15 protein-coding genes and 2 riboswitches are annotated in these 18,186 nt (G+C 59.0%); of the genes, 4 read left to right on the top strand and 11 right to left on the bottom strand.

Annotation, left to right across the window (positions count from 1 at the left end; translation table 11 throughout):
- A partial coding sequence (locus HNQ59_RS10330; RefSeq protein ID WP_184038721.1) for a glycerate kinase family protein occupies nt 1-820 on the top strand: 820 nt, incomplete at its 5' end.
- Nucleotides 821-858: 38 nt separating this feature from the next.
- Here HNQ59_RS10330 and HNQ59_RS10325 read toward each other — a convergent pair.
- The 9 genes from HNQ59_RS10325 to gcvT all read right to left on the bottom strand — a co-directional run bounded on the left by HNQ59_RS10325 (nt 859) and on the right by gcvT (nt 11,794).
- Nucleotides 859-2,220: an L-serine ammonia-lyase gene (locus tag HNQ59_RS10325; protein ID WP_343074239.1), complete on the bottom strand. Its 1,362-nt coding sequence runs from the start codon at nt 2,218-2,220 to the stop codon at nt 859-861.
- A 284-nt stretch (nt 2,221-2,504) separates the two neighbouring features.
- Nucleotides 2,505-2,840, bottom strand: a complete 336-nt coding sequence (locus tag HNQ59_RS10320) for a glycine zipper domain-containing protein (RefSeq protein ID WP_246490946.1) — start codon at nt 2,838-2,840, stop codon at nt 2,505-2,507.
- A 205-nt stretch (nt 2,841-3,045) separates the two neighbouring features.
- Nucleotides 3,046-3,552: a DUF934 domain-containing protein gene (locus tag HNQ59_RS10315; RefSeq protein ID WP_184038716.1), complete on the bottom strand. Its 507-nt coding sequence runs from the start codon at nt 3,550-3,552 to the stop codon at nt 3,046-3,048.
- Nucleotides 3,536-5,194 (bottom strand): nitrite/sulfite reductase, encoded by a 1,659-nt coding sequence (locus HNQ59_RS10310; RefSeq protein WP_184038713.1) that lies wholly within the window; start codon nt 5,192-5,194, stop codon nt 3,536-3,538. The genes HNQ59_RS10315 and HNQ59_RS10310 overlap by 17 nt, the downstream gene beginning before the upstream one ends.
- 314 nt (nt 5,195-5,508) lie before the next feature.
- Nucleotides 5,509-6,420: an alpha/beta fold hydrolase gene (locus HNQ59_RS10305; protein ID WP_184038711.1), complete on the bottom strand. Its 912-nt coding sequence runs from the start codon at nt 6,418-6,420 to the stop codon at nt 5,509-5,511.
- On the bottom strand, nt 6,401-6,925 hold the full coding sequence (locus HNQ59_RS10300; protein WP_184038708.1) for a glycine cleavage system transcriptional repressor: 525 nt from the start codon (nt 6,923-6,925) through the stop codon (nt 6,401-6,403). The genes HNQ59_RS10305 and HNQ59_RS10300 overlap by 20 nt, the downstream gene beginning before the upstream one ends.
- Before the next feature lie 235 nt (nt 6,926-7,160).
- Nucleotides 7,161-10,034: an aminomethyl-transferring glycine dehydrogenase gene (gene gcvP, locus HNQ59_RS10295; RefSeq protein WP_184038705.1), complete on the bottom strand. Its 2,874-nt coding sequence runs from the start codon at nt 10,032-10,034 to the stop codon at nt 7,161-7,163.
- Between the two features lie 93 nt (nt 10,035-10,127).
- On the bottom strand, nt 10,128-10,514 hold the full coding sequence (gene gcvH, locus HNQ59_RS10290; RefSeq protein WP_184038703.1) for a glycine cleavage system protein GcvH: 387 nt from the start codon (nt 10,512-10,514) through the stop codon (nt 10,128-10,130).
- 188 nt (nt 10,515-10,702) lie between these two features.
- The gene (gene gcvT / locus HNQ59_RS10285) at nt 10,703-11,794 is read right to left on the bottom strand and encodes a glycine cleavage system aminomethyltransferase GcvT (RefSeq protein WP_184038701.1); all 1,092 of its coding nucleotides are present in this window, start codon (nt 11,792-11,794) and stop codon (nt 10,703-10,705) included.
- A 44-nt stretch (nt 11,795-11,838) separates the two neighbouring features.
- Nucleotides 11,839-11,938, bottom strand: a riboswitch (glycine riboswitch).
- A 61-nt stretch (nt 11,939-11,999) separates the two neighbouring features.
- A riboswitch (glycine riboswitch) is annotated at nt 12,000-12,089 on the bottom strand.
- 194 nt (nt 12,090-12,283) lie between these two features.
- Between gcvT and HNQ59_RS10280 the strand changes: the two genes are divergently transcribed.
- On the top strand, nt 12,284-13,309 hold the full coding sequence (locus HNQ59_RS10280) for an AI-2E family transporter (RefSeq protein WP_184038699.1): 1,026 nt from the start codon (nt 12,284-12,286) through the stop codon (nt 13,307-13,309).
- A gap of 38 nt (nt 13,310-13,347) precedes the next feature.
- On the opposite strand, the gene recJ is transcribed toward HNQ59_RS10280, so the two are convergent.
- Nucleotides 13,348-15,036 (bottom strand): single-stranded-DNA-specific exonuclease RecJ, encoded by a 1,689-nt coding sequence (gene recJ / locus HNQ59_RS10275; protein ID WP_184038698.1) that lies wholly within the window; start codon nt 15,034-15,036, stop codon nt 13,348-13,350.
- A complete protein-coding gene (locus tag HNQ59_RS10270) occupies nt 15,033-16,067 on the bottom strand; it encodes a phosphoglycerate mutase (RefSeq protein WP_184038695.1) in 1,035 nt (344 codons plus the stop codon). Before HNQ59_RS10270 ends, recJ begins: the two co-directional genes overlap by 4 nt.
- Before the next feature lie 136 nt (nt 16,068-16,203).
- Between HNQ59_RS10270 and HNQ59_RS10265 the strand changes: the two genes are divergently transcribed.
- Both HNQ59_RS10265 and lolD read left to right on the top strand, forming a co-directional pair.
- Entirely contained in the window at nt 16,204-17,448 is a 1,245-nt protein-coding gene (locus HNQ59_RS10265; RefSeq protein WP_184038692.1) for a lipoprotein-releasing ABC transporter permease subunit, read from the top strand.
- Nucleotides 17,441-18,115: a lipoprotein-releasing ABC transporter ATP-binding protein LolD gene (gene lolD, locus HNQ59_RS10260; protein WP_184038690.1), complete on the top strand. Its 675-nt coding sequence runs from the start codon at nt 17,441-17,443 to the stop codon at nt 18,113-18,115. The genes HNQ59_RS10265 and lolD overlap by 8 nt, the downstream gene beginning before the upstream one ends.
- Nucleotides 18,116-18,186 lie beyond the last annotated feature (71 nt).

The raw sequence follows: 18,186 nt of genomic DNA, 5'->3' as shown, positions 1-18,186 counted from the left end.
GGATCGGACGACTGCTGGGGTGGGGCGCCTGATCCGGCATGCATTGGAGCGGGGCGCGACACATATTGAGGTGGCGTTGGGTGGCTCGGCAACTAATGACGGGGGCGTGGGCATGTTGGCGGAGTTGGGTTGCCGGTTTCTGGACCATGCGGGCCACCCGATTGTGCCTACCCTGACAGGTTTGGGGGTGTTGGCAAGCGTGGAGGCGTCGGGATTGGATGCCCGATTGCGGGGGGGTTCCCTTTCCATCTTGAGCGATGTGGTCAATCCATTGTGCGGCGCATCTGGTGCGAGCTATGTGTTTGGGCCGCAGAAAGGGATGTTGCCTGCGCAGTGTGATGAATTCGACTGTATCTTGGGGCGCTATGCGGGCTTGTTGCAATCGGTGCTGCGAGTGGGTGAGGTGGCGCAATCACCCGGTGCTGGCGCGGCGGGTGGGCTGGGGTTTGCCTTGCAGTGCCTGGGTGGGGTGCAGCAGTCCGGTGCTCGCCAGATCGCCAATAGGATTGGCTTGCCCGCAGCAATTGCGCAGGCAGATTGGGTGTTGACCGGAGAGGGGCGGACGGATGCGCAGACCTTGTCTGGAAAGGCCCCGGTTGAGGTGGCACGCCTGGCGCGGGCGGCGGGTGTGCCGGTGACGCTGGTGTCTGGCGGGTTGGTGAAGGCAGATATTGAAAAGCTGTCAGCGGAGTTTGACGGGCTGTTTTCCGTGGTCTGCGGGCCGATGACATTGGTGCAGGCGCAGACAGAGGCGGCAGAATTGTTGACGCAGCAGGTGGCGCAGCTCGCACGATTTGCGCGAGCCACGCGAGGGTGGTGATTGGCTTGGCTGCAGCCAAGCCGTTCGCTACCCGCCTGTCAGCACTCGATGACGTTGACGGCCAGCCCGCCCTGTGAGGTTTCTTTATAGCGTTGTTGCATGTCCTTGCCGGTTTCGTACATGGTTTGAATCACTGTGTCGAGTGATACCTTGTGGTCCCCATCTTCAAGCAAGGCCAGTTGGGCGATCTTGATGGCCTGCTCGGCAGCAATGCCGTTGCGCTCGATGCAGGGGATTTGCACCAATCCACCGACTGGGTCACAGGTCATACCCAGATGGTGCTCCATGGCAATTTCTGCAGCATTCTCAACCTGTGCCAGCGTGCCGCCCATGACTGCAGCCAGCGCGCCGGCAGCCATCGAGCAGGCAACGCCCACTTCGCCCTGGCAGCCGACCTCTGCGCCTGAAATGGAGGCATTCATCTTGTATAACAGGCCGATCGCGCCTGCGGTCAGCAGGAACTCGATGATACGGTCGTCATTGGCGCCGGGGATGTAGTTCCGATAGTACTCCAGCACGGCGGGTACGATGCCTGCGGCGCCATTGGTTGGGGCGGTCACGACCCGACCGCCGGCTGCATTTTCCTCATTCACCGCCATGGCGTAGAGCATGGGCCACAGCATGGCGTTGTGTTGACCCGCGGCGTGCTGGGCGGAGAGCTTTTTGTATAGAGAGGGTGCGCGGCGTCTGACATTGAGCCCGCCCGGCAGAATGCCCTCGTGGCGGCAGCCGGCGGCCACGCATTCATGCATGACTTGCGCAATCTCCAGGCCGCGTGCGCGTAGCTCTTCCCGGCTGGCCCGGGCGCGTTCGTTCTCCCAGACCAGTGAGGCAATCGATTTACCCTGTTTGCGACAGTGCGCCAGCAGCTCATCAGCGTTCGAGAAGGGGAAGGGGACGGTGACCGTGGGTTGATCGGTGCCGAATTCCTCTTCCTGCACGACAAAACCCCCACCGATCGAATACCAAGTTTGCAACAACAGTGGCTTGCCCTGGCTGTCGAACGCGGAAAAACGCATACCGTTGGCGTGCTTGGGCAGGAATTCGTGTTTGTGCAGCAGCAGGTCTTTTGTGAAGTCGAACGGGATGGGGTGGGTGCCCGCCAGCATCATGGCGTTTTCCTGCTGGATGGCTAGTGCGCGTGGCCCGACCAAGGCTGGCTCGATGGTGCGTGGATGCTTGCCCTCCAGCCCGAGCAATGTGGCGCTGACTGTGCCGTGGCCTTGGCCGGTGAGTGCGAGCGAGCCATATAAGTCAGCTTTGACGCGGGTGACGGCCCCCAGTTGTTGCTGTTGACGGAGCTGATCTACAAATGCCAATGCGGCCTTCATCGGGCCGACGGTGTGCGAGCTGGATGGCCCGATACCGATTGAGAACAGGTCAAAGACGCTGATCATGATAGTGAGTCCCCTCGATGCTGTCTGAATGCTGTATGTGTCCAATATGGCAAGCTGTCGTCACTTGGTCTGGCGATCAAATGCGATGCAGGTTGTCAAATGTGAACATGTTCCGGTCTGGCGCCGGTTCCCAGTTTACTTGAATGACTGGAAGCCCCATTGTATAGACAAAACATCACGAAGTTAAATATGGGGAAAGCCTATAGATGACTTGGATGGGGAGGAATAAAAAAGCCGCGCAAATCTGCGCGGCAAGTATCAAGGAAGAGAGGGTGGTACGGACAACATCAATCGTCGTCGTGGTGGCGGTGATGACGGTGGCCATGCCCTCGGCCCCGGCCACGATGGCCATGGCGATCGACATACACCACCTCACGTTCACGCACGACACGGGCCTCACGACGCTTGGAGACATTGGAGCCGACAGCTGCGCCGGTGGCGCCGCCAATCGCACCGCCGATGATGGCACCATCACGGCCACCCACTTGGCTGCCGATGGCTGTGCCCAGAGCACCACCCACCGCGCCGCCAATCACGGCATTTCCATCGATATCGCCCGCATTGGCGGCTGTGCTGGCCATCAGGCCAACTGTGGCTAAGACGCATGCAAGCTGCTTGAACATGGAAAACTCCTGAATCTCGTTGCGAACAAACTGGCGGCAGTCTATCGGAATAGGCTGAACCTTACCTTAACATGATAATGGTATGAATCGGGGTGTTTGCTTAATCGATTGTTTTCTTGATTTTTTTAAAAAAATACGCCGCATGATGCGGCGTATTTTGATGATGCCTTGCTGCCTGATACAGAGGCTTGGGCTTGATGGCCGTTCAGGCGACACGTCGCCTGAATAATGGCACGGGTTGATCGACGCCGGTCTGGTAGCTGTCACTGAAGTCATCCAATGCCAGCAGGGCGTCGTCGATATTCTTGTCTGGCCTGACTGCAAAGGCATTGAAGCCACAGCGCGCCAGATAGAACAAGGTGTCCTTGAAGACATCACCGATGGCCCGCAGCTCGCCTTGGTAGCCATAGCGCTCACGCAACAGGCGTGCGGTGGAGAAGCCGCGCCCGTCCGTAAAGGCTGGGAAGTCGATCGCGATGACGGCGAAATGGGCCAGATCATCGGCAATGTCGGCAGGCTCTTCATCCGGGGCAAGCCATACGCCGATTGCACCTTCCCTGGCCAAGAGTTGGTCGCGTTCGCTCCGCCAGCTGGCCAGGGGCACGATCACGTCACCTTGCGAGGGGAGTGCGGGCAGGCTGCCATCGTCGGCTTTGCGCAGTACGACAAAATGGTCATCGATGATCTGACGCTGCTTAATGAGCTTTGGCATAGACATGCTCCTTGAATGGCTCGATGCCGATCCGGCGAACGGTATCGATGAATCGTTCTTCATCCTGGCGACGGGTCAGGTAGATGTGGATGAGTTTTTCGATGACATCTGGCATGTCGGCACGTGCAAAGCTGGGGCCGATGACCTTGCCTAAGGAGGCATGATTGCCTTGCGCACCGCCAATCGATATCTGGTACCACTCCTCACCATTCTTATCGACCCCCAGGATGCCGATATGACCAATGTGATGGTGACCACAGGAGTTCATGCAGCCTGAAATGTTCAGGTCGAGTTCACCGATATCGTAGAGGTAATCCAGGTCCTCAAAGCGTTGCTGGATGGCTTCAGCCACGGGAATGGATTTGGCATTGGCCAGCGCACAGAAGTCACCGCCTGGGCAGCAGATCATATCAGTCAGGAGCCCGATGTTGGCGGTGGCGAGGCCGTTGGTCTTGGCCAGCTCCCACAAGGCATACAGGTCGGCCTGTTTGACGTTGGCCAGGATCAGGTTCTGTTCGTGGCTGACCCGCAATTCACCAAAGCTGTATTGGTCGGCCAGATCAGCCACTGCATCCATCTGGTCGGCAGTGGCATCGCCAGGGGCAGTGCCGGTGGCCTTCAATGACAGGGTGACGGCTGCATAGCCAGGCACCTTATGCGCCCGGACATTGCGCTCAACCCACTTGCTGAAGGCTTTGTTGCCTGCCATGGCAGCGCGGAATCCTGCATCTTCCATTGGCAGCTTTTCATAGGCGGGATCGACAAAGAATGCTTCCAGGCGTTCGAATTCCGCAGCGGGAACCGTCGCAGGGCCGTCCTGAAGGTGGGCCCACTCCGCTTCCACCTTCTGGGCAAAGACCGCTGGGCTCAGTGCTTTGACCAGGATCTTGATCCGCGCCTTGTATTTGTTGTCACGACGGCCAAAACGGTTGTAGACCCGCAAGATGGCATCGAGATAGGTCAGCAGATGCTCACGGGGCAGGAATTCCCGAATCACTGCGCCCACAATTGGTGTCCGGCCCAGGCCGCCACCCACGATGACCTGAAAGCCGATCTGCCCATCCGAATCATGGCGCAGGTTGAGGCCGATATCGTGAACCCAGACTGCTGCCCGGTCATCGATCGCACCATTGACGGCAATTTTGAATTTACGCGGCAGGTGCGCGAATTCGGGGTGGAAGGTTGACCACTGGCGGATCAACTCGCAGTAGGGGCGCGGGTCGATGATTTCATCAGCAGTGACACCTGCGAACTGATCGGTGGTGGTATTGCGGATGCAGTTGCCCGATGTCTGGATGGCGTGCATCTGTACCGTGGCCAATTCAGCCAGGATTTCCGGCACGGCCTCCAGCGCGGGCCAGTTGAACTGGATGTTCTGGCGTGTGCTGAAATGGCCGTAACCACGATCATAGCGGCGGGCGATGTCAGCCAGTTTACGCAGCTGGCGGGTGTTCAGCTCACCGTAGGGGATGGCCACGCGCAGCATCGGCGCATGGCGCTGGATATACAGGCCATTTTGCAGGCGCAGCGGGCGGAACTCATCGTCGGTCAGCTCGCCGGCCAGATAGCGGCGGGTCTGGTCGCGGAATTGGGCAACGCGCTCATCGATGATTCGCTGATCGATGTCGTCGTAGATATACATGGTGTGGTATCCCCATCGGTTGGGTGCCTATGACCGGCCTGACACAACCGTTTTTTGTATTGGCATTGGTGCGATATCCAGTGGATTTCGCAGCCTGACTATCATGACGGGCCAGCATACCACAGCGTGTATATGCAAAATAATGATAATTCCGAATATGGTTAGCGGAAAAAGTTATGATAAGGCAGCAAGCCCAGCCATGAACCGCTGCGTGCTCGACTCAGGGGCGGGCTGGTGCGCTTGGGCAGGGTCTGGGTGCAGGCCGTGGAACCTCTTCAGTTGAATCGGGCCCGCTCTGCATTCATCGTATTACGTCAGGTGGGGGCGGCCATGAGGAATGTTTCGATGGCGGCAGCGACGTGGGCGGGTTGATCCTGGTGCAGCATGTGCCCACAATCGGTGATCTGCTGGTAGTGAAAGGTCTGGAAGCAATCGGTCCGTTGTTTGAATTCGCTCGGCGTTTCCTTCAGCCAATTGGGCAGCCAGTCGCTATCGCTGGCAAGCCAAAGTGTCGGCGCGGTGACTTCGCGCCAGATGGCTTTGGCTTCTTCCAGTCGATATAGCACGGGATTCACCATTTTGTGGGACGGATCGGCACAATAGATCCATTGATCCGAACCGGTCTGCTTGGCCAGGTGCTGTGCCAGAAAAACCGCTTTGTCACGGGGCAGGCGGGGGTTGTTGCGCATCAGGCGGGCGATGATGACATCGGCGGTGTAGTCACCAAAGCTGGGTGGCTGGTGCTGTTCATCCAGCCAGTTCCGCATCCGCTGGATGGATTGATCGGGCTGGGTGGTAGGCAGGCCAAATCCCTCGATCGATACCAGCTTCTCGACCCGTGACGGGCGCAGGCCCGCATACAGGCACGCCACAATGCCGCCCATGCTATGGCCGACCAATCTGGCCGGAGCGGCTGGGGACAGGGCCAACAGCATGGCATCCAGATCGGCCACATAGTCGGGGAACCAATAGCTGCCCTGGTTCCATTCGCTGCCACCGAAGCCGCGCCAATCGGGCGCCACCACGTGCCAATCTTGCTGGAGCGCGTCTACCAGAAACTGGAACGAGATGCCGCTGTCCATCCAGCCATGCAACATCACCAGCAAGGGGGCGTGAGGTTGTCCCCAATGCCAGAACTGATGCGACTTGCCGCGAATATGCATGAATTCGCGGACGGCGAGCTGCCTGGGTTGATAAAGCCTGGATTCAGGCGGCAATGATTTCATCGAGGGTGATATCAACGATCAGATCATTGGACAACTGCTCCAGCTCCTGTTTCAAGGCGGGTGCATCCAGGCTTTTATCGGCTTCCAGCTCGGCCTTGGCGTGGAACAACAGGTCACCGGACATGGCGGCGCTGCTGGTATAGGTGGTCAGCTTTTCGACGTTCACCGCGTATTTGGCCAGCACCTGCGACACCTCGCGGATGATGCCGATGCGGTCATGTCCAACCAGGGTCAGATTCAATCTGCGATTGAATTGTCGCAGCGAGGATTCGATGGATGTCTCTGCGATCACCTTCAGCTGGGCCAGGTTGCCCAGTGCGGCTTTCAGTGCATCCGCCTGGTTGTTGGGGACGCTGACTTTGAGAATGCCGGCGAATTTCCCGGCGAGATGGGACATCGATGACTCCAGCCAGTTGCCTTGATGGCGGCTGATGGTGGTGGAGAGCTGTTCAACGAGGCCGGGTTTGTCATCGCCAATGACGGTCAATACCAGAAACACAGACATGCGGGTTCTCCGAACAAGAAATGGCAGGTTGGGCTGGCAGCTTTGTTCAGATCCACGCTCTGGCGGGGTGGGCAAGCAAAGGAACGCCGCCGGGAGCAGTCTGTCAGCCACATATAGCGTACACGCACCCGCCAGGGCTGTCAGGGTAGGGTTTGCCCGGGCTGGCGCCAGTTCTGATGCGATATCGTGCCACCCCGCTTGCACGGGGTGGCGTTTACTACTTCAAGTGCTGGCTTCAGCTGGCGTACTCGTCCATCGGTACGCAGGCGCAGAACAGGTTCCGGTCGCCATATACGTCATCGATACGGTTGACGCTTGGCCAGAACTTGTTGTCGCCCACCCACGGCAGCGGGAAGACAGCGGTCTGCTGGCTGTATGGGCGGCTCCATTCGTTGCCGATCACGTCTGACTGGGTGTGCGGCGCATGTTTCAGCGGGTTGTTGTCCGCTGTCCATTCACCCGCCTCGACTTTGCGGATCTCATGGCGGATCGCGATCAATGCTTCGATGAAGCGATCCAGCTCGGCCTTGGATTCGGACTCGGTCGGCTCGATCATGATGGTGCCTGCCACTGGGAAGGACATGGTCGGCGCATGGAAGCCATAGTCCATCAGGCGTTTGGCGATATCGACCTCGCTGATGCCGCACGCAGCCTTGATCGGGCGGATGTCGATGATGCACTCATGCGCGACGCGGCCCTGGCTACCGGTATACAGCACGGGGTAGTGTGGTGCCAGCTTGGTGGCAATGTAGTTGGCATTCAGCAATGCCACTTGGGTTGCGGTCTTCATGCCTTGGGCGCCCATCATCGCAATATACATGTACGAGATCGGCAGAATCGAGGCTGAGCCGTAAGGCGCTGCGGAAACCGCGCTCTGGCCCTGGTTCGGGCCTTCGATCGGCTGTACCGCGTGGTTGCTGGTAAAGGGCGCCAGATGTGCCTTCAGGCCAATCGGACCCATGCCGGGGCCACCGCCGCCGTGTGGAATGCAGAAGGTCTTGTGCAGGTTCATGTGCGACACATCGGCACCGATCAGCGCGGGCTGAGTGAGGCCGACCTGCGCATTCAGGTTGGCACCATCCATATACACTTGGCCGCCGTGCTGGTGGACGATGTCGCAGATGTCCTTGATCGCCTCTTCGAATACGCCATGGGTGGACGGGTAGGTGATCATCAGGCAGCTCAGGTGCTTGGAATGCAGCTCAGCCTTGGCTTTCAGGTCTGCGACATCCACGTTGCCGTTGTCATCGCAGTTGACCACGATGACCTCCAGATTGGCCATCTGAGCGGTGGCGGGGTTGGTGCCGTGCGCTGACTTGGGAATCAGGCAGACATTACGATGCCCTTCGCCGCGCGAAGTGTGATAGCGCTGGATGGCAACCAGACCGGCGTATTCGCCCTGCGCGCCCGAGTTGGGCTGCATGCAGATGGCGTCGAAGCCGGTGATGGCCCGCAGGAAGCTGTCGAGGCCGTTGATCATTTCCAGATAGCCCTGGGCTTGATCCAGCGGTGCAAAGGGGTGCATGTCACCGAATTCGGACCAGGTGACTGGAATCATCTCGCTGGTGGCGTTCAGCTTCATGGTGCATGAGCCGAGGCTGATCATCGAGTGATTCAATGCCAGATCTTTGTTTTCGAGGCGCTTAATATAACGCAGCATCTCGTGTTCGGTGTGGTAGCGGTTGAACACCGGGTGGGTCAGGTAGGCCGATTCACGGGCCAAGCCGACCGGAATGCCGCTGCCATCGGCCAGCAGGTTGTCGATGGTATCGACTGAATGGCCATTGGCACCGAAGGCTGCCCACAGCGCTTCGACATCGGCGCGGGTCGATTTCTCATCGAAGGACACGCCCAATACGGTTGCGCTGACACGGCGCAGGTTGTAGCCCGCTGCCTGTGCTGCCTGGTAGACATCGCCCGCATGGCTGCCCAGCTCGATGTGCAAGGTGTCGAAGAAGCTGGTGTTCAGCACATTCAGCTTGGTCTGCTTCAGCCCTTCCGCAAAAATGGCCGCCAGGCGGTGAATGCGGCTAGCGATGCGCTTGAGGCCGACCGGGCCGTGATAGACCGCATAGAACGATGAGATATTGGCCAGCAACACCTGCGAGGTGCAGATGTTTGAATTTGCCTTTTCGCGGCGGATATGCTGTTCGCGGGTCTGCAGCGCCATGCGCAGGGCTTTCTTGCCACGGGCATCGACCGAGACGCCGATGATGCGGCCCGGCACCGAGCGCTTGTGCTCGTCCATGGTCGCGAAGAAGGCAGCATGCGGGCCACCGAAGCCCATCGGCACGCCAAAGCGTTGCGCGGAGCCCAGGGCGATATCTGCGCCCATTTCACCGGGCGATTTCAGCATCAGCAGGGCCATCAGGTCGGTGGCGACGGCGGTGATGACGCCTTTGCCCTTCAGCGCCGCGATGATGGCAGGCATATCGACCAGCTCGCCTGTTTGGTTCGGGTATTGCAGCAGGGCACCGAACACGTCGTGCAGAGCGGCATCCTGAGCCTTGCCGAAGACCAGCTCGAAGCCAAAGAAGGCCGCACGGGTCTTGACGACATCGATGGTCTGCGGGAAGCAATCAACATCGACGAAGAAGGCATTGCTCTTGGCCTTGCCCACCCGACGGGCCATGGCCATCGCTTCGGCAGCGGCAGTGGCTTCGTCCAGCAGCGATGCATTGGCCAGCTCCATGCCGGTCAGGTCGATGACCATCTGTTGATAGTTCAGCAGTGCTTCGAGGCGACCCTGAGCGATTTCAGCCTGATACGGGGTATACGCGGTATACCAGCCGGGGTTTTCCAACACATTACGCAGAATCACCTTGGGGGTGATCACGTCATAGTAGCCCATGCCGATGAACGAGCGTTTGATCTGATTCTTGCTGGCAACGGCTTTGAGTGCGGACAATGCCTCGTGCTCGGTCCGTGGCGCACCCAGTGGCAGCGCATGGGCGAGGCGGATCGAGGCGGGAACGGTCTGCTCGACCAGATTGTCAAGGGAGCTGGCGCCGATCGCTTTGAGCATGGCATCCAGGTCGGCCTGTTCGGAGCCGATATGGCGGCCAATGAATTCTTCGTGGTGTTCGAGTTGAGTGAGCGAATGCTTCATCGCTGAGTTCCTTACATACGTCGTTGGCCGGTCGGGCCAAAAAACAACAGCCCCGGCAGAAACAGGGGCTGTTGTTGATCTTGTGGATACGCCTCAGGCGCCGATTTCCTTGGCATAGGCGCTGGCGTCCATGCAGGCATCCAGGTCAACCAGGCTGGCCGGCTTGATCTTGAAGAACCAGCCTTCGCCGTAGGGGTCGCTGTTGGCCAGCTCAGGGGTGGCTTCCAGTGCTTCGTTGATGGCCAGTATTTCGCCTGCGATCGGGCAGAAGACATCCGAAGCGGCTTTGACGGATTCCACCACGCCTGCCTGGGCGTCCTTGTCCAACACGGCGCCGACTTTGGGCAGCTCCACGAATACCACATCACCCAGCAGCTCCTGTGCATGGGCGGTAATGCCGACGGTCACGCTGCCATCGGCTTCTTTGCGCAGCCACTCGTGGGATTCAACATATTTCAGCTCGGCGGGGATATTGCTCATCATGCTTTCCTTTTTTGTTTGTAGGGCGGGTACACACCGCAGCCCAGCGACAGATAACGGCGGATATGGTGGGATGATCCCATCCGCCCTACATCAATCCATTCCATCCCACCGACCATGCTGCACACAGCACGTGCCGGTGGCGAATATGGCTTGGTATGGTTGAATCAGCCAAGCCAGGTTGGTGTTTATTCGTAGACCTTCTTGCCGTTGCGGACGAAAGGCATTTTGACTACTTTGACTTCCACCAGTGTGCCACGGATATCGACATGCGCAGTGCTGCCGGTGCCAGCTGGCACCCGTGCCATGGCGATGGAGGTCTTCAGGGTGGGGGAGAATGTGCCGCTGGTGGTAATGCCTTCACCCAGGCCTTCCACCACGACTTTCATGCCATCACGCATCACGCCACGGCCTTCCAGCACCAAGCCCACCTGCTTCATCTTCACGCCAGCTGCTTTTTCAGCCTGGATCACGTCGCGGCCAATGAATTGGCGATCAGCCGGTTCCCAGACGATCGTCCAGCCCATGCCAGCTTGCAGCGGGGAGACGCTGTCATCCATCTCGTGGCCGTACAGGTTCATGCCTGCTTCCAGGCGGAGTGTATCGCGTGCGCCCAGCCCACATGGCACGACACCTGCCTTGACCAGTGCTTGCCAGAAAGCAGCGGCTTCGGTGCTGGGCACCATGATCTCCAGACCGTCTTCACCGGTGTAGCCGGTACGGGCGATGAACCAGTCACCTGCCGGTACGCCTTGGAAAATCTTCAGGGATTGGATCAGCTCGGCTTTGTCAGCAAAAGCAGCACATGCCTTGGCAATGGCTTGTGGGCCTTGTACTGCCACCATGGCCAGTTCGGGGCGCTCGGTCAGTTTGACACTGAAACCGGCGGTCTGTTTTTCCATCCAGGCCAGGTCTTTGTCGCGGGTGGCAGCATTGACGACGATACGGTAACCCCAGTCGGTCAGGTAGACGATCAGGTCATCGATGACCCCGCCTTGCTCGTTGAGCATGCCGGAATACAGCGCTTTGCCGACGAAGCCCAGCTTGGCTACGTCATTGGCGAGCAGGCGTTGCAGATAGGCTTTGGCATCGGTGCCGGTGAGGTCAACCACCGTCATGTGCGAAACATCGAACATGCCAGCGTCAGTGCGCACGGCTTCGTGTTCTTTCAGTTGGGAGCCATAGTGGATGGGCATTTCCCAGCCAGCGAAATCGACCATTTTGGCACCACAGTCGACGTGGCTTTGAAACAGGGGCGTGCGTTGCGGGGCAGTGGTCATGAAGTGAGTCCAGGTTCGTTCGTTACGGGTTTAAACCATCTTAGACTCACCCCTCTGTCCTTGGCACCTGAGATTTTCCGGCCAGTCAGCCGTTAGCCCCTTCGGCGGATGGCGGTCAGGCCATCTCTCTCCAGAGTGATTGGGCGCCAAGGCGCCACAGCGTTTGCTGGCCAGACCGCCCAACCAGCTGGGCGGCAGCATTCAGCTGCATCGTGCAGTCCTTTTGCCTGAGCGATTCCGGGTGAATTTGCGCCTTCGGCGGTGACGGTTGGTCACACTCTCCTGCATGAACGGGCGAATTATCAACTGAAGCGGGCAGATTGGCAACATACGGATCATCATGCATGCGATGGGTGGCTCTGCCATCTTGCGGAATCAGTGCTGGGACGAGGTGGGGGGCGGTCATATATTTCCATATGTCATGGCTTGCAGGTTGACGAGGCGGCTAAAACACTTATGATGCCAGCTCCGACCGATCCTCTTTCTCGTATGAATACTGCTTTCACACGCTGGACACCTGCCAGCCTTCGTTTCGCGGCTTTTGCCTTTTCTGCGGCCCTGTTCTTGTTGACGGTTTACGGTGGCATGCTGGTGCCGTTGTTCACCGGTCTGCTGACCTTCTGGTGGGTGGAGTCATTGTCGCGGGTGCTGTTTGGCCGATTGTCGTCGGGGCGAGCCAAATGGTTGGCGGTGTCAACCGTGGCGATCGTGGTGGTTGGGCTGTTGACGGCGGTGGTCACCGGGGTCACTTTCTTTTTCAAACCCCATGGCATGCTGGAAGCCTTGTTGCAGGAAATGGCGGATGCGGTGGATTCCAGCCGGACATGGTTACCTGAGATGATTGCGAAATACCTGCCGCCACGGAGTGAGTTGCTGAGCGAGGTGGGGCGGCTGTTGCGCGAGCATGCGGCGATGGTGGGCAACATCGGCCTGGGGGCGGTCAAGGTGTTGGGCTATGCCTTGTTGGGCATGTTGCTTGGCGCGATGATCGCTTTTTCTGACCTGATTGAATTGACCAAATTAGGGCCGGTGTCCAACCAGTTGTTCACGCAGATGGGTGCGATCCGCTTGGCGTTTTCACGCATCGTGTCGGCCCAGGTCAAGATCTCTGCACTCAATACCACGTTGACGGGCTTGTATCTGGCTGTTGCACTGCCATTGCTGGGGGTGCATCTGCCGTTCGTCAAGACCATGATCGTGGTGACCTTCATCTGTGGTTTGTTGCCGGTGATCGGCAACCTGATCTCGAATACGGTCGTGTTCCTGCTCAGCTTGCATCATTCATTTGGTGCGGCGGCGGGGGCGCTGGGGTATCTGATCGTGATCCACAAGCTGGAGTATTTTTTCAACGCCCGGATCGTGGGTGGGGAAATCAAGGCGAAAGCCTGGGAAATTCTGCTGGTGATGCTGTTGATGGAGCGGATTTTTGGCCCAGTCGGGGTGGTGGCCGCGCCGGTGTTCTATGCATGGTTCAAGGATGAATGGAAGCGCTGGGATGTGCCAGCTTTCAAATAGAGCGGTTGACGGAAAACGGGGCGGGAACGCCCCATTTTTCAGGGCGCTTCCCAGTGCTCCAGAATCAATTGCAGGCTGGTGTTGCCATTGAATTCGTTGGCGGTGAGACGATACACCGCTCGCACCCGCTCTGGCAGTGGGTCAGCATGGTTGAACAGCATGGCATCGAGTACTTGGCCTTGGGTCGCCAGCTTCAGTTTCAGATGTTTTTCACCCACCACGCGCTGATTGGCCACTTGGAATTCGCCATGAAACGCGGGCTGCGGGAAGCCTTGCCCCCATACCTGTCGGTTGAGCGATACGGCATTGTCCAGCGTGAATTCACGTTGCCCCAGTTCGCCATCGGTCAGGATCTCCCGATTCAGATCGTTGGCTTCCAGCATCTGGCGGGCGGCGGCATCGAACGCGATCTTGAATCGTTCGAAGTCATGATCTCGGATCGTCAGGCCAGCAGCTGCAGCGTGCCCACCAAATTTCAGGATCAGATCAGGGTGGCGTTTGGAGACTAGATCCAGCGCATCCCGCAGATGGAGTGGCCCGATGGAGCGGCCCGATCCTTTGATTTCACCGGCATTTCCTGGTGCGAATACGATGGTGGGGCGGTGGAAGCGGTCTTTGACGCGAGAGGCGAGGATGCCGATCACGCCTTGGTGCCAGTCATGCCGGTACAGGCCGATGGCATAACGATCTTCGACGTCGAGGCCATCGAGTATCGCCAGCGCTTCTTCCTGCATATTGGTTTCGATGGCGCGGCGCTCGCGGTTGAGGCGGTCCAGCTCGCTTGCCAGCGACAGGGCGTGGTCTGGGTCGTCGGTGAGCAGGCAGGCGATGCCCTGGGACATATCATCCAGCCTGCCCGCCGCATTCAGCCTGGGGCCGAGCGTGAAGCCGAGGTCGAAACAGCTGGCCTGTACAAATTGTCGCCCTGCCACCCGGAACAGCCCAAGGATGCCTGGTATGGCACGCCCAGCGCGCATGCGCGCCAAGCCTTGGCTGACCAGCACCCGATTGTTGTGATCCAGCTTGACCACGTCAGCGACCGTCCCCAGCGCAACCAGATCCAGCAGATTGCCGAGATTGGGGCCGGAGCCTTCGCCAAAGGCACCACGGCGACGCAGCTCGGCCCGTAGCGCCAACATGACATAGAAAATCACCCCCACCCCGGCCAGATGCTTGCTGGGGAAAGGACAGCCAGGTTGATTGGGATTGACGATCAGCGTCTCCGGCAGCCGGTCGCCGGGCAGGTGGTGATCGGTTACGAGCACCTCGATGCCATGGGCACGGGCGGCCTCGATGCCGTCGATGCTGGCAATGCCATTATCCACGGTGATCAGCAGGTCAGGTTGTTTGTGGCGTGCCAGCTCGACGATCTCGGGAGTCAAGCCATAGCCATATTCAAACCGGTTGGGGACGATGAAATCTACCCGTGCGCCCATTGCACTCAGTGCGCGCATGGCAACGGCGCAAGCTGTGGCGCCGTCCGAGTCGTAATCGGCCACGATCAGCAGCTGCTGTTGGCGGGCGATGGCATCGGCCAGCCGACAGGCAGCGACATCGGCATTTTTCAGCTGATGATAGGGGATCAGCTGATCCAGACCTGTTTCCAGATCGCTTGGTGTTCCAACCCCTCTGGCGGCATACAGCCTAGCAAACAGTGGTGACAGGCCGCTGGCGGTCAGGGCCTGCACGTGGCTGGTGTTGGCTGGGCGGGTGCGGATGATGCTCATGCGGATCTCACTTGTGCGGCGTGCTGGGTTGGCGCCCAGGTGGCGAGGGATTGCGTGCGTTTCCAGAACAACCAGGCGGCGCGTGGCGTCAGCGTGAATTCTCCCATCTCCGGTGCGATGATGGTCAGGGATGCCAGCCTGCCTTGGGTCAAGGCTGTTTTGAGCGGATGAAACCAATCTTGTTCCAGTCGGGACAATGCCTCCCGCCAGCCATGGGCATCGCTGTACCAGGCAGGCCCGCACAGGGCGTCTTGCCAGATCCATTGCCGGTCCTGCTGCGCGTGTTCAAACCAGGCTGCTGCGGTGGCGGGCAGGGCCTCGTGGCGTAGCCCGCTGGTTTGCACCAGCGCGGAAACCAAGTGTGGATCGGCCCAGCAGCAGTCGTAAGCGGGCGTGGTGGGTGCTTGCCAGATGCCGCCGCCCCAAAACCACAGGCTGTTGATGAGCGGGTCGCCTGCAGCATCCCGTGCATCGTTGACTGGGTGGGTGTAGAGCAACATCTGGATTTCGTTCAGGGTCTGATGCCAATGCATGGCATCGGCCCCCACAGGCAGGTGACGGTGGATATCTTGGCCGATCACGCGGTGGACGGACTTGGTGGTGATCTGCGGCGCGGTCTGGCAGCGTACATACCAGCGGCTGGGGTAGGGCGCAACAAACTGCAACCCATCTGCTGCAAAATGTCGGTTCAGCGAGTCGATCAGCTGATCGGCTTCGTGTTGGCTGATCGACAGGATGCCGCTGTCTGCCAGAATCAACTGGTCCCGGTTGATTTGCAGGTGTACCGGGTCGGCATGCAGCCAGTAATCCTGCCCTGGTTTGCATCCCTCCGCCTGCAGGCTGATCGGTGCTGTGGCCTGATCTGGCAGGCCAAAAGTGTGGGCGAGCCAGTCATCGGCGGACAGCGGCTGCGGCTGGCGAGTGCTGCGAGACAGCAACCAGCTCAGCGCAGGCAGTGGCAGGTCCTGGTATATCTCGGGCAGATCGGGATCAGGCCAGAACAGATGGGGAATGACGAGAGTCAGGTGCATGGCGGGCTGGCATTATCGCGAAAACCGCCTATTTTACACGCACTGGGCAGTCGGCTCGATCATACTGTTGGTACCGTGCTGGAGCAGATCGGTCGGATATGGCACACTGCCGCCTTCCTAAAATGAGGTAACTGCATTGACGCCATTTGAATTGTTCGTCGGGCTGCGCTACACGCGGGCCAAGCGGCGCAATCACTTTATTTCCTTCATCTCTGGCGCCTCCATGGTGGGCATTGCACTGGGCGTGTGGGCGCTGATCGTGGTGCTGTCGGTGATGAATGGATTCCAGAAGGAAGTACGGGCCCGCATGCTGTCTGTTGTGTCACATGTCCAGGTGATCGGGCCGAAGGAGCACTTGGCGGGCTGGCAGTCTGTCACGCAACAGGTTCGGAAGAACCCACATGTGGTCGCATCAGCACCTTATGTCAGCGGCCAGGGTTTGTTGAGCTTTGATGCTACGGTCAAGGGCGTGGCGGTTCAGGGTATTGTGCCGGACGCGGAAGCCACTGTCTCGGACGTGGCCAAGCACATGAAGCAGGGCAAGATGGATGCCTTGGTGCCGGGTGCCTTTGGCATGGTGCTCGGGCGAGGGGTGGCGCGGGAGCTGGGGGTGCAGATTGGCGACAAGGTGACGCTGATCACGCCGCAGGGCCAGGTGTCGCCAGTTGGTGCGATGCCGCGCTTCAAGCAATTCACCGTGGTGGGCATCTTCAATATGGATTTGTTCCAGTACGACGATACCTTGGCATATATCCACATGGCGGATGCGCAAAAGCTGTTCCGTTTCGGAGAGGATGTCAGCGGGGTGCGGCTCAAGCTGGATGACGTGATGCAATCCCCCACTGTGGCCCGTACCTTGATCCACACTCTGAAGGCCGATGCCTATGTGATGGATTGGACACAGCAGAATGCCAATTATTTCCGTGCGGTGCAGATTGAAAAACGCATGATGTTCATCATTCTGACGTTGATCGTGGCGGTGGCCGCGTTCAATCTGGTCTCGACCCTGGTGATGACCGTGACCGACAAACAGGCTGATATCGCGATTCTGCGCACCATGGGTGCATCACCTGGTTCGATCATGAAGATCTTCATCGTACAGGGGTCGATTGTGGGCTTCATCGGCACCATTGCGGGCTCGTTGGCGGGCATCGTCACTGCGCTCAATATCGATGTGATCGTCCCTACCATCGAGCGCTTCATCGGTACCAAGATCCTGGCGGGTGAGGTGTATTTCATCACTGAGTTGCCATCCGATCTGCAATGGTCTGACGTTTCCGTCATCACTGTCGTCTCATTGATCCTGTCATTGTTGGCCACCCTCTACCCAAGTTGGCGTGCTGCCCGCATCAACCCCGCCGAGGCACTGCGCTATGAGTAATCCCATCATTCAATGTACCGGGGTTGAAAAGACCTTTATGCAAGGCGAGGTGCCGGTGCCCGTCCTGAAAGGCATCAGCCTGACTGTGGCAAGGGGCGAGATCGTCGCCATCGTCGGGGCTTCTGGCTCTGGGAAGAGCACTTTCCTGCATGTGGTGGGGGGGCTGGATACCCCGACGCGTGGTCAGATCCTGATCGATGGCCAGAATCTGGGCGAGCTCAATGAACGGCGCAAAGGTGAAATGCGTAATCGTGCGCTGGGCTTTGTCTACCAGTTCCACCATTTGTTGCCGGAGTTCACCGCACTGGAAAATGTCGCCATGCCATTGCTGATCAGACGTGAATCCGCTGAGACCGCCACTAGGCAGGCCAAGGAGATGTTGGAGCAGGTGGGCCTGGGGCATCGCCTGGCACATAAACCGGGCGAATTGTCTGGCGGCGAGCGACAACGTGCCGCCATCGCACGGGCGCTGGTCACGCAGCCTGCCTGTCTGCTGGCGGACGAGCCCACAGGCAATCTGGATCGACACACCGCCAATGAGGTCTACCAGCTGATGCTCAGCTTGAATCGGCGGTTGAACACCTCATTGGTGATCGTCACCCATGATCAGGAACTGGCCGCGCGGGCCGATCGGGTGTTGCATATGGTAGATGGCATGCTCGGGTAGGGTTGGCGGCTGCCCCTTCTTTTTCAGCTGGTATGGGTTTTCGGGTAGAATCGGGCGTTTTACCGCAACGA

Origin of the sequence: Chitinivorax tropicus, from assembly GCF_014202905.1 — a bacterium.
Taxonomy (GTDB): Bacteria; Pseudomonadota; Gammaproteobacteria; order Burkholderiales; family SCOH01; genus Chitinivorax; species Chitinivorax tropicus.
The sequence above is the reverse complement of the archived record's forward strand: the minus strand, read 5'-3'. Positions and strand labels throughout refer to the sequence as shown.